Raw genomic sequence first — 13,205 nt, 5'->3', positions numbered from 1 at the left:
GTTCCGCAGCGGGACCGGGGGCGGGGCGGCGGGCCGGGCCTCCCGGCCGGTCAGACCACGTGCCGGACGAAGCGGGCGATGACCTCCGCGAGGACCTCGGCGCCGTCGCGGGACCACAGGGACGGGTTGAAGATCTCCACCTCGACGGGCCCCCGGTAGCCGGCCGCGTCGACGCGTTCGCGGAACCACCGCAGGTCCACCGCTCCGTCGCCCAGCTGCCCCCGCCCCAGGAGGACGCCCTCGGGCAGTGGCGTGACCCAGTCGGCGAGTTGGAAGGCGGCGATCCGTGAGGGCGGGCCGGCCGCGCCGGTGGCGGTGGCGGTGTCCGCGGCGCCGGCCCGGGCGAGTTGGGCGCCGACCGTGTCGTCCCACCACAGGTGGTAGGTGTCCACCACCACGCCCACCCGGTCGGCGGGGAAGCGCTCGGCCAGGTCGAGGGCCTGGGCGAGGGTGGAGACCACGCACCGGTCCGCCGCGTACATCGGGTGCAGCGGTTCCAGGGCGAGCCGCACGCCCCGTTCGGCGGCGTACGGGGCCAGTTCGGCGAGCGCGTCGGCGACCCGCTCCCGGGCGCCGGGCAGGTCCCGGCTGCCGGGCGGCAGTCCGCCGGACACCAGGACGAGGGTGGCGGTGCCGAGCGCCGCGGCCTCGTCGATCGCGGCCCGGTTGTCCGCCAGGGCCGCCCGGCGCTCCCCGGGGTCTTCCGCGGTGAAGAAGCCGCCCCGGCACAAGCTGGAGACGGCGAGCCCGGCGTCCCGTACGAGGCGGGCGGCGGCGGCCACCCCGTAGGCGCGCACCGGGGCCCGCCACAGGCCGACGCCCCGCAGGCCCGCACGGGCGCAGCCGTCGGCCAGTTCGGGCAGCGACCACTGCCGGACGGTCTCCTGGTTGAGGCTCAGCCGGGACAGCAGGGGCGCCGCGGTGTCCGTCACGGGGCGCTCGTCTCCTCGACGCCGTGCACGGCCAGGAGGGCGCGCATCTTGGCGGCGGCCCGTTCGGGGTCGGGGAACAACCCGAGCCCTGCCGCGAGTTCGTGGGCGCGGCGCAGGTGGGGGAGGGAGCGGGCGGACTGCAGCCCGCCGACCATGGTGAAGTGGGACTGGTGCCCGGCCAGCCAGGCGAGCAGGACCACGCCCGTCTTGTAGAAGCGGGTGGGGGCCTGGAAGAGGTGGCGGGCCAAGGGAACGGTGGGGTCGAGGACGGCGCGGAAGCCCGCCGGGTCCCCGACGTCCAGGCGGCGCACGGCCTCGGCCGCCAGCGGGGCGAGCGGGTCGAAGACGCCCAACAGGGCGTCGCTGGCGCCGTGGGCGTCACCGGCGATCAGCTCGGGGTAGTGGAAGTCGTCGCCCGTGTAGCAGCGCACTGCCCGCTGTTGCCCGGCGTCGGCCTCGGCCGTGTCCCCGCCCGTGGGGGCCGTCCCCCTCGTCCCGAGCCGGCGGCGCAACCGGACTTCCCGGGCGGCGTCCAGGAGGGAGACCTTGACCCCGTCCACCGCCCCGGGGGTGTCGGCGACGATGCCGAGCAGGTTCTCCGTGGCGACGTCGAGGTCCGCGCTGCCCCAGTAGCCGGCCAGCGTCGGGTCGAACGCCGCGCCGAGCCAGTGCAGGATCACCGGGCGGGTGGTCTGGCGCAGCAGGTGGCCGTAGAGGTCGCGGTAGGCGTCCGGGCCGACGCCGAGCGCGGCGAGGTGGCGGGAGGCCATCAGGACGGGCTGGGCGCCGGCGTCCTCGACGAGGGCGAGCTGCTCCTCGTAGGCGGCCCGGACGTCCGCCAAGGAGGAGCCGTTCGACGGCAGTTGGTCGGTGCCGACGCCACACGCGAGGCGGCCGCCGACCGCGCGGGCCTCGGCGGCCGAGCGCCGGATCAGTTCGGCGGCGCCGGCCCAGTCCAGACCCGCGCCGCGCTGGGCGGTGTCCATCGCCTCGGCCACGCCCAGCCCGTGCGCCCACAGATGGTGGCGGAAGGCGAGGGTGGCGTCCCAGTCGAGGGCGGCCGGGCCGTCCGGGGAGGTGTCGGCGTGCGGGTCGGCGACCACGTGGGCGGCGGCGAAGACCGTACGGGAGCGCAGCGGCGGCGGCGCCCCGGTGGGGGCAGCGGGTCCCGGGGCGGTCAACGGGTCAGCTCCGGCACCGGCAGCCGGCGGCCCTCGGCCGAGGAGCGCAGGCCCAGTTCGGCGAGCCGGACGCCGCGGGCACCCGCCCACAGGTCCCACTGCCAGGGCCCGTCGGCCACCACGTGCCGCAGGAACAGCTCCCACTGCACCTTGAAGGCGTTGTCGAACTCGGCGTTGTCGGGCACCTCCTGCCACTGGTCGCGGAACGGCTCGGTGGACGGCAGGTCGGGGTTCCACACGGGTTTGGGGGTGCCGGCCCGGTGCTGGAAGCGGCAGCGGCGCAGCCCGGCGACGGCCGAGCCCTCGGTGCCGTCCACCTGGAACTCCAGCAGTTCGTCGCGGTGGACCCGGACCGCCCAGGAGGAGTTGATCTGCGCGAGGACGCCGCCGTCGAGTTCGAACAGGGCGTAGGCGGCGTCGTCGGCGGTCGCCTCGTAGGGGGTGCCGGACTCGTCCCAGCGGCGCGGGAGGTGGGTGGTCACCCGGGCCTGGACGGCGCGGACCGGCCCGAACAGCTCGTGCAGCACGTACTCCCAGTGCGGGAACATGTCGGAGGCGATGCCGCCGCCGTCCTCGGCGCGGTAGTTCCAGGACGGGCGCTGGGCCGGCTGCCAGTCGCCCTCGAAGACCCAGTAGCCGAACTCGCCCCGCACGGACAGCACCCGGCCGAAGAAGCCGGCGTCCAGGAGGCGGCGGAGTTTGCGCAGCCCGGGCAGGAAGAGCTTGTCCTGGACCACGCCGTGTTTGACGCCGGCGTCCTGCGCGCGGCGGGCCAGGTCCAGGGCTTGGGCCAGGCCGGCGGCGACGGGCTTCTCCACATAGAGGTGCTTGCCGGCAGCAATCGCTTTCTGCACGGCCGGTTCGCGGGCCGCGGTCACCTGGGCGTCGAAGTAGATCTCGACGGTGTCGTCGGCGAGGACGGCGTCGAGGTCGGGGCTCCAGGCGAGGCCGTGGCGCTCGGCCAGGGCCCGGACCCGCGGCGCGGAACGGCCGACGAGCACCGGTTCGGGCCAGATCACCGTGCCGTCGTCCAACGGGAGTCCGCCCTGTTCACGCAGGGCGAGGAGGGAGCGGACCAGGTGCTGGCGGTGGCCCATGCGCCCGGTCACGCCGTTCATGGCGATGCGTACGGTCCTACGTGTCACGGCCCGGCCTCTCTGCGCGCTCGGCGGGTGGGGTGCGTGCGGGGTGGGGCAGGTGGTGCGCGGATAGGGGTACCTGTGGACAGTAAGCGCTTTCTCTCAGCAGGGACGCTAGCCTGCGTGGCAGGTCGCCAACAAGAGTGCGATCGAGGGGCGTTGGGGGATGCGGGAGGGCGCGATGGCGGTGACGCTGGCGGATGTGGCGGCGCGTGCGGGGGTGTCGGCGGCGACCGTCTCGCGGGTGCTCAGCGGCAGCTATCCGGTGACCGAGGGCACCCGCGGCCGGGTGCTGCGCGCGGTCGCGGAGTTGGAGTACGTCGTCGACGGCCCGGCGAGCGCACTGGCCGGCGCCGGCTCCGACCTGGTCGGCATCGTGGTGAACGACATCGCGGACCCGTTCTTCGGAGTGCTGGCGGGCGCCGTCCAGGGGGAGCTGGGCGGCGCCGGTCCCGGCGGCGAGAAGCTGGCCGTGGTGTGCAGCACCGGTGGCTCGGCCGCGCGCGAGCTGGACCACCTCGCCCACCTCCAGCGGCAGCGGGCCGCCGCGGTGGTGCTGACCGGCGGCGCCCCCGAGGACCCCGGGCACGCGCGGGCCCTCGCCACCAAGCTGGCGCGGCTGGCGGCGGCGGGCACCAGGGTGGTGCTCTGCGGGCGTCCGCCGCAGGAGCCGGAGGTGACGGCAGGGGCAGCGGGAGCCGCGGGAGCGGCGCCGGTGGCGGGCCGGGCCCGGGGCGCCGTGCCGCCCGTCACCCTGGCGTTCGACAATCGCGGCGGCGCCCGGCGGCTGACGGCGCACCTGCTGGCGCTGGGGCACCGCCGGATCGGCTGCGTGGCGGGGCCGGCCGGGCGCACCACCACGACCGAGCGGCTGGCCGGCCATCGGGACGCGCTCGCCGCGCACGGCGTCGTGGACGTGCCGGCGCTGACCGTCCCCGGGGCCTACGACCGTTCCTCGGGCTATGACGCCGCCCTGGAGCTGCTGCGTCGGGAGCCGCGCCTGACGGCCGTCGTGGCGGCGAACGACACCGCCGCGCTGGGGGTGTGCGCGGCGCTGCGCGACCGGGGCCTGCGGATACCCGAGGACGTCTCGGTGGCCGGTTTCGACGATCTGCCGTTCAGCGTGGACGCCGCGCCCGCGCTCACCACCGTGCGGCTGCCGTTGCGGGAGGCGGGGGCCCGGGCCGGGCGGCTGGCACTGGGGCGGGCGGTGGCGCCGCCGGGCGGGGTGGCGAGGCTGCCGGCGGAGCTGCTGGTGCGCGAGTCGACCGGTCCGGTGCGGCCAGCGGCGACGTCGGCCGGGGGTGCCGGGGGTGCCGCGGGCGCGGTTTCGGGCTCGATCGGGTCGGGCAGGGTTGGCGCCTGACGTGGCGTCAGCAGTGGTGGGAGGCGGGATGACCGGGGACGGCGCGGACGGGGAGAGCGGTCCGGCGGCGGTGCGGGCGGCGTTCTCGACGCTCGGGGTGCCGGGGCTGCCGGTGGCCGACGTGGTGCGGCTGGCCGTGGCGTGCGGCTATCAGGGCGTGGAGGTGCGGGCGCACCCCGAGGAACCGGTGCATCCGCTGCTGGGCGCGCGGGAGCGGGCGGAGGTGCGCGGGCGGTTCGCGGACGCGGGGCTGGAGGTCCTGGCCGTCGCCGGGTACGCGAGGGTCGCGGCGGAGTGCGCGGGCCCCGCGGCGGAGGCGGAACTCTCCCACGAGCTGGACGAACTGGTGCTGTTGGCGGCCGACTTGGGGGCCCGTCACGTGCGGGTCTTCCCCGGGGGCGGCGGTCGTCCGGCGGAGCGGGCGGCGGCGGACGCGGTCCGGCGGCTGGGCGCGGTGGCGCCGCTGGCCGCGGAGCGCGGGGTGCGGGTGCTGCTGGAGACCCACGACTCGCACCGCACCGGTGCGGCGGTGGCCGGGATCCTGGCGGCCGTGGACGATCCGCACGTGGGGGCCCTGTGGGACGTGCTGCACAGCTGGCTCGGCGGGGAGGCGCCCGCCACGACCCGGGCCGCGCTGGCCGGTCACCTGGGGTACGTACAGGTCAAGGACGTGGCGTCGGCGCGGGATCTGACGCCGCTGCCGTTGGGGGCGGGGGTGCTGCCGCTGCCGGAGGTGGTGGCGGCGCTCGGGCCGGGGGCCGGCGGCTGGTGGTGCTGGGAGTACGAGCAGCGGTGGTTCCCCGGTGCGGCGGGGCTGCCGGGGCTGCTGGCGCAGGGGCGGGCGCACGTGGCGCGGCTGTTCGGTGACGGGGGCGGGGACCGGAGGCGGGGCGGCGGCTGACCGGCGTGCCCGGCCTCGGGCGGCGGCCCGCGAAGCCGGCCCCGCGCGCGCCCACCACACCCCGGCCCGCCCCGCAATCCCGGGGCGGCGCCGTGGTTCTCCGTCATTGACCGGCAGTTGTTTTCCGGCTATCCGTGTCTCCTTGGAAGTTTCCTTCACCTGTTCGAGGAAGCCCCCCGGAAGGAGCGCAGATGCACTCCAGACGTACCGTCCTGACCACCGCCGCGGCGGCGGCCGCGGCCGCCGCCCTGGGCGTCGGCGAGGCGCACGCCGTCCCCTCCCCCGTTCCGGCGCCGTCGCCGCCCGCCACCGTGGAGCGGCTGCGCCAGCTGATCGCCCGGATGTCGCCGGAGGAGAAGGCCGGCCAGCTCTTCGTGATGCGGGTGTACGGGCACTCCGCGACCGACCCCGACCCCGCCGACGTCGCCGCCAACCGCGAGGAGATCGGCGTCGCCAACGCCGCCGAGCTGATCGCCGAGTACCACGTCGGCGGCATCATCTACTTCGGCTGGGCGCACAACACCCGCGACCCGCACCAGATCGCCGCGCTGTCCAACGGCATCCAGGAGGCCGCCGCCCGGCTGCGCGTCCCGGTGCCGGTGCTGATCTCCACGGACCAGGAGCACGGGATAGTGGCCCGGATCGGGGCGCCGGCGACGCTGCTGCCCGGGGCGATGGCGCTGGGCGCCGGCGGGTCCGTGGAGGACGCCCGCACGGCGGGGCGGATCTCCGGCCAGGAACTGTTCGCGATGGGCGTCCGGCAGGACTACGCGCCGGACGCGGACGTCAACGTCAACCCCGCCAACCCGGTCATCGGGGTGCGGTCCTTCGGGGCCGATCCGCAGGCCGTGGCCCGGATGGTCGCGGCGCAGGTGGGCGGCTACCAGAGCGCGGGGGTGGCGGCCTGCGCCAAGCACTTCCCCGGGCACGGCGACACCGACACCGACAGCCATGTCGGGCTGCCGTACATCCACCACTCCGCCGAGGAGTGGGAGCGGCTGGACGCGCCGCCCTTCAAGGCCGCGATCGCCGCCGGTATCGACTCGGTGATGACCGCCCACATCGTGGTGCCGGCCCTCGACCCCAGTGGCGATCCGGCGACGCTGTCCCGGCCGATCGTCACCGGCATCCTGCGCCGACGGCTCGGCTACGACGGGGTGGTGGTGACCGATTCGCTGGGCATGGAGGGCGTCCGGGTGAAGTACGGGGACGACCGGGTGCCGGTGCTGGCGCTGAAGGCCGGGGTGGACCAGTTGCTGAACCCGCCGGACCTGTCCGTCGCGCACGCGGCGGTCGTCCGGGCGCTGCGGGACGGGGAGCTGAGCGAGCGGGAGATCGACGCCAAGCTGTTGCGGATCCTGTCGTTGAAGGAGCGCCGGGGGCTGTTCGCCGATCCGTACACCTCCCGGGAGCAGGTCGACCGGGTGGTGGGGGTGCGGGCGCACCGGGCCGCCGCGGACCGGATCGCGGACCGCACCACCACGCTGCTGCGCAACAGGGGCGGGGTGCTGCCGCTGTCCCGGCGGCGGACCGGCCGGCTGCTGGTGGCGGGCGCGGATCCGGCCGCGCCGTCCGGCACCGGCGGGCCGCCGACCGCGGTGCTGGCCGAGGAACTGCGCCGGTCGGGCTTCACGGCCACGGTGCTGCCGACCGGGACGGCGCCGTCGCGGGAGTTGATCGCCCGGGCCCGGGCGGCGCTGGCGGAGCGGGACGCGGCGGTGGTGGCGACGTACGACATCGCCTCCGCCTCGTCGGCGCAGCGCGCGCTGGTCGAGGAGTTGGTGGCGACGGGGAAGCCGGTGGTGCAGCTGGCAGTGCGCAATCCGTACGACATCGCCTTGTTGGACGGGGTGGCGGCGGCGCTGGCCAGTTACTCGTGGACGGACGTGGAGTTGCGGGCGGCGGCCCGGGTGATCGCCGGGCGGCGGGATCCGGTGGGCCGGCTGCCGGTGGCGATAATGCGCGCGGACGCGCCGCAGACCGCGCTGTTCCAGATCGGGCACGGGCTGCGGTACTGAGCGGGCCGACCGGCCCGGTGGGTGTGCGTCCCGCGCGTGGTGCGGGACGCACACCCGGTGGGGCGGGTGCGGTGCGGGGCTACGGCCGCAGGGTCCGGCGTTGGGCGAGTTCCGGCCGGTCGAGGGTGCTGTCGTGCGGGGCCTGGGCGGCGGCCCGGCCGTCGGCGGGCACCGGGAGGCCGGCCCAGCTGAGGAGTTCGGCGGTGGCCTTGGTGCGGTCGGCGTCCTTGAGCGCCGCGATGTTCGCGCCGTGGTTGCCGCCGGGGACGGTGAAGAGGTACGAGTCGCGGGCGCCGCGGCCGAGTTCGAAGTGCTTGGCGCTCCACGGGTCGAACTGTCCGTTGACGAACATCATGCGGGTGGCGTGCTGGCGCACCCAGCGGTCGACGTCGGGCATGGCGCGCCGGTCGAACCGCATCGGGATCTCGCGGGGCACGAAGCTGCGGGAGTTGTTGATGCCGGGGTAGCGCAGCAGGCCGCGGAGGTTGGGGTAGTGGTACTTGGGCTCACCGAGCTGGGTGCCGGCCTGGTAGTAGTACGGCTGGTACTTCTCCAGGCCCTGGTCGGTGTAGGAGTCGAAGCCGCCGACCTTGTCCATCCAGGTCCACAGGGCGTCCGTGGGGGCGGTGGGGGCGGGCACCTCGGCGCAGGCGGTCGCGGCGGGCTGGTACTGCCAGAAGCCGAAGACCAGGTCGGTGACGAGGACTTCGTAGGCCCGGTCGGCGTTGCCGATGAGGCGGAAGGTGCGCTGGTGCTCGCCGGCCCACTTCTCGTAGCGGTTCACGATCTCGTCCCGGCGGAGCAGCGCCTCGCGCTCGACCTTCCCGACGGCGGCGCGGCACTCGGGGGTGCCGACGGTGGCGAAGAAGCGGTCGTAGGCGGCGGAGTCGTCGCGGTCGGGGTTGTTGGGGGCGACGTAGGCGACGGTGCCGTTCATGTCGTGCGGGAAGAAGCGGCGGTAGTAGGTGGCCGTCATGCCGCCCTTGCTGCCGCCGGTGGCGATCCAGTTCTCGGGATACAGCGCGTGCAGGGCCCGGAAGACGCGGTGCTGGTCGTTGGCGGCCTGCTGGATGTCGAGCTTCTTCCAGTCGGTCGGCACCGGGCGGGACGGGGTGAAGTAGCGGTATTCCAGGGAGACCTGGTTACCGTCGATGATCTTGGTGGGTTCGCTGCGGGACGGGGTGGTGCTGACGTTGTAGCCGGAGGTGTAGAAGACCGTCGGGCGGTCCACCGCCTTGTGGAGCAGCGTCAGGCGCTGCTGGAAGGTGCCCTTCTCCGGGTGCCGGTGGTCGACCGGCTGGGTGTAGTCGAGGACGAAGTAGCGGTAGCCGTCGACCGGCTTCTCCTCGATCAGGCGCATTCCGGGGATCGCGAGGATCCGGTCCTTGATGTCCGTGCCGTCCGGTCCGGCGGCGGTGGCCGCTCCGGCTGGTGCGCCGACGCTCGCCGCACTTATGAGTACGGCGAGCGTCAGCAGCCATCTCTTGCCCTTGCGCATGGGCCCTCCCCTTGGGATGTCAAAGGTCGGGCCGAACCTATCCGCGCGGCGGGGGCGCCACCAGCCCCCATTGGGGCGCCGCGCTCACACGGTGAGGCTCTCCTCCTCGCCGCTGTAGGTCCGCCACAGCTCCGCGTAGCGGCCGTTGCGGGCGAGGAGTTGGGCGTGGGTGCCGTCCTCGATGATCCGGCCGTGGTCGAGGACCACCACCCGGTCGGCGCGGGCGGCGGTGGTGAGCCGGTGGGCGACGATGAGGGTGGTGCGCGCGGGGGCGGACGGTGCGGGGAGCGGGCCCTCCCCCGACCGCACGGGGGCGGGGGGAAGGTCGGGCGACGGGTGGGCGCGGCGGCCGGCGAGCCGGTCGGTGGCTTGGTTGACGACGGCTTCGGTGGCCAGGTCCAGGGCGGCGGTGGCCTCGTCGAGGAGCAGCACGTCCGGGTCGGTGAGTTCGGCGCGAGCCAGGGCGAGCAGTTGGCGCTGGCCGGCGGAGAGGTTGCGGCCGCGCTCGGCGACCTCGTGGAGGTAGCCGTCGTCGAGGGTGGCGATCATGTCATGGGCGCCGACGGCGCGGGCGGCGGCCTCCACCTCGGCATCGGTGGCGTCCGGGCGGCCGTAGGCGATGGCGTCGCGGACCGTGCCGGCGAAGAGGTACGACTCCTGGGGGACGACGCCGAGCCGGCGGCGGTAGCCGGTCAGGTCGAGTTCCCGCAGGTCGGTGCCGTCGATGCGGACCGCGCCGGCCGTCGGGTCGTAGAAGCGGGCGACCAGCTTGACGAGGGTGGACTTGCCGGCTCCGGTCTCGCCGACGAAGGCGACGGTCTGGCCGGCCGGGATGGTGAGGTCGATGTCGGCCAGGGCCTGCTCGTCGTGGTCGCCGTAGTGGAAGTGGACGCCGTCGAAGGTGAGGTCGCCGCGGAGGGCCGGGACCGGGCGGGGGTGCTCGGCGGCCGGGGTGGACGTGGGCTGGGCGAGGAGTTCGCGGATCCGGCCGAGCGAGACGGACGCCTGCTGGTAGCCGTCGAAGACCTGGGAGAGCTGCTGGACGGGGGCGAAGAACAGGTCGATGTAGAGGAGGTAGGCGACCAGGGCGCCGGCGGTCAGAGTGTGTCCGCCGACCCGGTCGGCGCCGACGATCAGGACCAGGGCGGACGCCACGGACGACAGCAGCTGGACGAACGGGAAGTAGACGGATATCAGGAACTGGCCGCGCACCCGGGCCTGGCGGTAGGCGTCGCTGTGCGCGGCGTACCGCTCGGCGCCGTGCCCCTCGCGGCGGAACGCCTGGACTATCCGCAGTCCGGCGACGTTCTCCTGGAGGTCGCCGTTGACGGTGCTGATCCGTTCGCGGGCGAGTTCGTACGCCGTGATGCTGCGCTTGCGGAAGACGTAGGTGGCGAGGGCCAGCGGGGGGAGGGTGGCGAAGACGACCAGGGCCAGCTGGACGTCGAGGGCGAGCAGGGCGAGCAGGATGCCGAAGAAGGTGAGCACCGAGACGACGGCGGTGACCAGGCCGGTCTGCAGGAACGTGGACAGCGCGTCGACGTCGGTGGTCATCCGCGTCATGATCTTGCCGGTCAGTTCGCGCTCGTAGTAGTCGAGGCCGAGGCGCTGGAGCTGGGCGAAGATCTTCAGGCGGAGGGAGTACAGGACCCGTTCGCCGGTGCGGCCGGTCATGCGGTTGGCGCCGATCTGGGCGACCCATTGGGCGGCGACGACGGCCAGGGCGAGCCCGGCGGCGGTCCAGACGCCGGCCAGGATGCCGCGCCGGACGCCGTCGTCGATGCCCTGGCGGATGAGGACCGGCAGCAGCAGCGAGGCGACCGCGTCCACGGCGACCAGCAGCAGGGCCAGCATGAGCGGCCGGCCGAAGCCGTGCAGCAGCCGGCGCAGGCCGTAGGCGGGCTCGGGGCGGACCGCGGCGGCCTCGTCGACGTCGGGGGCGTCGGTGGCCGGGGGCAGCGCGGCGACCTGGGCGAGGAGTTCGGGGGTGGCGGGGCTGCCGGCCGTCGCGGCGGCGATGCCGGGGCCGGCGGCGGTGGCCGCGCGGGTGGCGGTGCCGGCGGCGCCCGCCTCGGCCTCCTGCTCGCGGCGGACCCACAGCTCGGGGGTGATGCCGCCGGTGGCGGCCGCGGCGGCGGCGCGGTCGGCGGGCTCGGCCGGCTCGACGTCGACCAGGGCGCCGGGGCGACGGACGGGCCCGTCGGGGTGCGGCCGGTCGCCGTCGGGGGCGGGCTCCAGCAGCCCGGTCGTCCCGGACGCCGCGTACTCGCCGTCGAAGAGGCCGGCCGCTCCGGCGGGGTCGTGCGGGACGTCGCCCAGCTCTTCCGGGTCGGTCAGCAGGCGGCGGTACAGGGCGCAGCGCTCGGCCAGCTCCTCCTGGGTGCCGAGGTCGGCGAGCCGGCCGTCGTCGAGGACCGCGATCCGGTCGGCGAGCGCCAGGGTGGACGCGCGGTGGGCGATCAGCAGGGTGGTGCGGCCGGCCATGACGCCGCGCAGCGCCTCGTGGATCTCGTGCTCGACCCGGGCGTCGACGGCGGAGGTGGCGTCGTCGAGGACCAGCAGCCGGGGGTCGGTGAGGATGGCGCGGGCCAGCGCTATGCGTTGGCGCTGGCCGCCGGAGAGGGTCAGGCCCTGTTCGCCGACCTTGGTGTCGTAGCCCTGGGGCAGTTCCGCGATGAAGCCGTCGGCCTGGGCGGCGCGGGCGGCGGCGCGGACCTGGGCGTCGGTCGCCTCGGGGTGGCCGTAGGCGATGTTGTCGCGGATCGAGTCGGAGAACAGGAAGCTGCTTTCGGGGACCAGTCCGATGGCGGCGCGCAGCGATTCCAGGGTGAGGTCGCGGACGTCGTGGCCACCGACCAGGACGCGGCCGGCGGTGACGTCGTAGAAGCGGGGCAGCAGCAGGGAGACGGTGGACTTTCCGCTGCCGGAGGCGCCGATCACGGCGACCGTCTCGCCGGCGTCGATGCGCAGCGAGAAGTCGTCGAGGATGGGGCGCACGGGGCGGGGCGCGGGCGTCGCCGCCCCCTCGCCGTCACCGGCCGCGGCGTCCTGGCGGCCCCGGCCGTCCTGGCTGCCGGCGGGCGGGGCGTGGTGGGGGCCGTAGCCGAAGGTGACCCGGTCAAAGACGACGGTCGCCGGGGCGTCGGCGGGCAGGGCGTGGGCGCCTTCGTGCTCCGTTATCGTCGGCTCGGTGTCGATGAGCTCGTAGACCCGCTCGACGCCGGCGCGGGCCTGCTGTCCGACGGTGAGCATCATGGCCAGCATCCGGACCGGGCCGACCAGCTGCGCGAGGTAGGTGGAGAAGGCGACGAAGGTGCCCAGGGTGATGTGGCCCCGGGTGGCCATCCAGCCGCCGAGCGCCAGCATCGCGACCTGTCCGAGCGCGGGGACGGCCTGGAGGGCCGGGGTGTAGCGGGCGTTGAGGCGGACCGTGCGCAGTCGGGCGGCGAACAGGCGGCGGCCGACCTCGCGCAGCTTGCCGGTCTCCTGCTCCTCCTGGCCGAAGCCCTTGACGACGCGGACGCCGGAGACCGCGCCGTCCACGACGGAGGCGACCGCGGCGGCCTGGCCCTGGGCGTACCAGGTGGCCGGGAAGAGGCGGGCGCGGCTACGGCGGGCGATGATCCACAGGGCCGGTGCGACGGCCAGCGCGACGACCGTCAGCAGCGGCGACAGGACCGCCATCACGGCCAGCGAGACGGCGAAGAGCAGGACGTTCCCGATCATCATCGGGAGCATGAACAGCAGGCTCTGGATGAGCTGGAGGTCGCTGGTGGCGCGGCCGACGACCTGGCCGGTGCTCAGCTCGTCCTGCCGCCGCCCGTCGAGCCGGGCTATCGCGTCGAACATGCGGGTGCGCAGGTCGTGCTGGACGTCCAGGGCGAGCCGGCCGCCGTAGAAGCGGCGGAAGTAGGTGAGGACGTAGACCACGACGGCGGCGACGACCAGCAGGGTGGCCCAGGGGGCCAGCGCCCGATCGTGCCGGACGACCACGTCGTCGATGATCAACTTGGGGATGAGCGGGACGAGCGCCGTGACGCCCATCCCGACGAGCGAGGCGCCCAGCGCGAGCAGGACGTCCTTGCGGTACCGCCAGCAGTCCCGGCTCAGCCGCCGTGCCCAGCCCTGTCGTGCCCTGTCCGTCCCCGCCACCCGATGCCTCCCGTGCGT

Annotated in this window: 8 protein-coding genes; 3 read left to right on the top strand and 5 right to left on the bottom strand. The window is 75.1% G+C overall.

Annotation, left to right across the window (positions count from 1 at the left end; all coding sequences use genetic code 11):
- Positions 1–50 precede the first annotated feature (50 nt).
- From ACLJT4_RS32265 to ACLJT4_RS32255, 3 genes are read right to left on the bottom strand one after another with little or no spacing between them, the layout of a single operon-like run.
- On the bottom strand, positions 51–932 hold the full coding sequence (locus ACLJT4_RS32265; RefSeq protein ID WP_411127730.1) for a sugar phosphate isomerase/epimerase family protein: 882 nt from the start codon (positions 930–932) through the stop codon (positions 51–53).
- Positions 929–2,113, bottom strand: a complete 1,185-nt coding sequence (locus ACLJT4_RS32260) for a dihydrodipicolinate synthase family protein (RefSeq protein WP_411127728.1) — start codon at positions 2,111–2,113, stop codon at positions 929–931. Before ACLJT4_RS32260 ends, ACLJT4_RS32265 begins: the two co-directional genes overlap by 4 nt.
- Positions 2,110–3,258 (bottom strand): Gfo/Idh/MocA family protein, encoded by a 1,149-nt coding sequence (locus tag ACLJT4_RS32255; protein ID WP_411127726.1) that lies wholly within the window; start codon positions 3,256–3,258, stop codon positions 2,110–2,112. Before ACLJT4_RS32255 ends, ACLJT4_RS32260 begins: the two co-directional genes overlap by 4 nt.
- Positions 3,259–3,433: 175 nt before the next feature.
- Between ACLJT4_RS32255 and ACLJT4_RS32250 the strand changes: the two genes are divergently transcribed.
- The 3 genes from ACLJT4_RS32250 to ACLJT4_RS32240 all read left to right on the top strand — a co-directional run bounded on the left by ACLJT4_RS32250 (position 3,434) and on the right by ACLJT4_RS32240 (position 7,537).
- Positions 3,434–4,618, top strand: a complete 1,185-nt coding sequence (locus ACLJT4_RS32250) for a LacI family DNA-binding transcriptional regulator (protein WP_411127724.1) — start codon at positions 3,434–3,436, stop codon at positions 4,616–4,618.
- 28 nt (positions 4,619–4,646) lie between these two features.
- Positions 4,647–5,519, top strand: coding sequence for a sugar phosphate isomerase/epimerase family protein (locus ACLJT4_RS32245; RefSeq protein WP_411127722.1), 873 nt, complete (start codon positions 4,647–4,649; stop codon positions 5,517–5,519).
- Positions 5,520–5,710: 191 nt separating this feature from the next.
- Positions 5,711–7,537: a glycoside hydrolase family 3 protein gene (locus tag ACLJT4_RS32240; RefSeq protein ID WP_411127720.1), complete on the top strand. Its 1,827-nt coding sequence runs from the start codon at positions 5,711–5,713 to the stop codon at positions 7,535–7,537.
- 79 nt (positions 7,538–7,616) lie between these two features.
- Here the strand turns inward: ACLJT4_RS32240 and ACLJT4_RS32235 are convergent, their stop codons facing one another.
- Positions 7,617–9,035, bottom strand: a complete 1,419-nt coding sequence (locus tag ACLJT4_RS32235; RefSeq protein ID WP_411127718.1) for a S28 family serine protease — start codon at positions 9,033–9,035, stop codon at positions 7,617–7,619.
- 84 nt (positions 9,036–9,119) lie between these two features.
- Entirely contained in the window at positions 9,120–13,187 is a 4,068-nt protein-coding gene (locus tag ACLJT4_RS32230; RefSeq protein WP_411127716.1) for an ABC transporter ATP-binding protein, read from the bottom strand.
- Between the last annotated feature and the right edge of the window lie 18 nt (positions 13,188–13,205).

Source organism: Streptomyces sp. x-19 (assembly GCF_046549115.1).
Lineage (GTDB): Bacteria > Actinomycetota > Actinomycetes > Streptomycetales > Streptomycetaceae > Streptomyces > Streptomyces albulus_C.
Note: the sequence above shows the minus strand (reverse complement) of the source record. Positions and strands in the feature narration are given on the sequence as shown.

Excerpts from the sequence above, each read along its gene's own strand:
- ACLJT4_RS32235 (WP_411127718.1), bottom strand. The coding sequence starts at position 9,035 with ATGCGCAAGGGCAAGAGATGGCTGCTGACGCTCGCCGTACTCATAAGT.
- ACLJT4_RS32240 (WP_411127720.1), top strand. The coding sequence starts at position 5,711 with ATGCACTCCAGACGTACCGTCCTGACCACCGCCGCGGCGGCGGCCGCG.
- ACLJT4_RS32250 (WP_411127724.1), top strand. The coding sequence starts at position 3,434 with ATGGCGGTGACGCTGGCGGATGTGGCGGCGCGTGCGGGGGTGTCGGCG.
- ACLJT4_RS32245 (WP_411127722.1), top strand. The coding sequence starts at position 4,647 with ATGACCGGGGACGGCGCGGACGGGGAGAGCGGTCCGGCGGCGGTGCGG.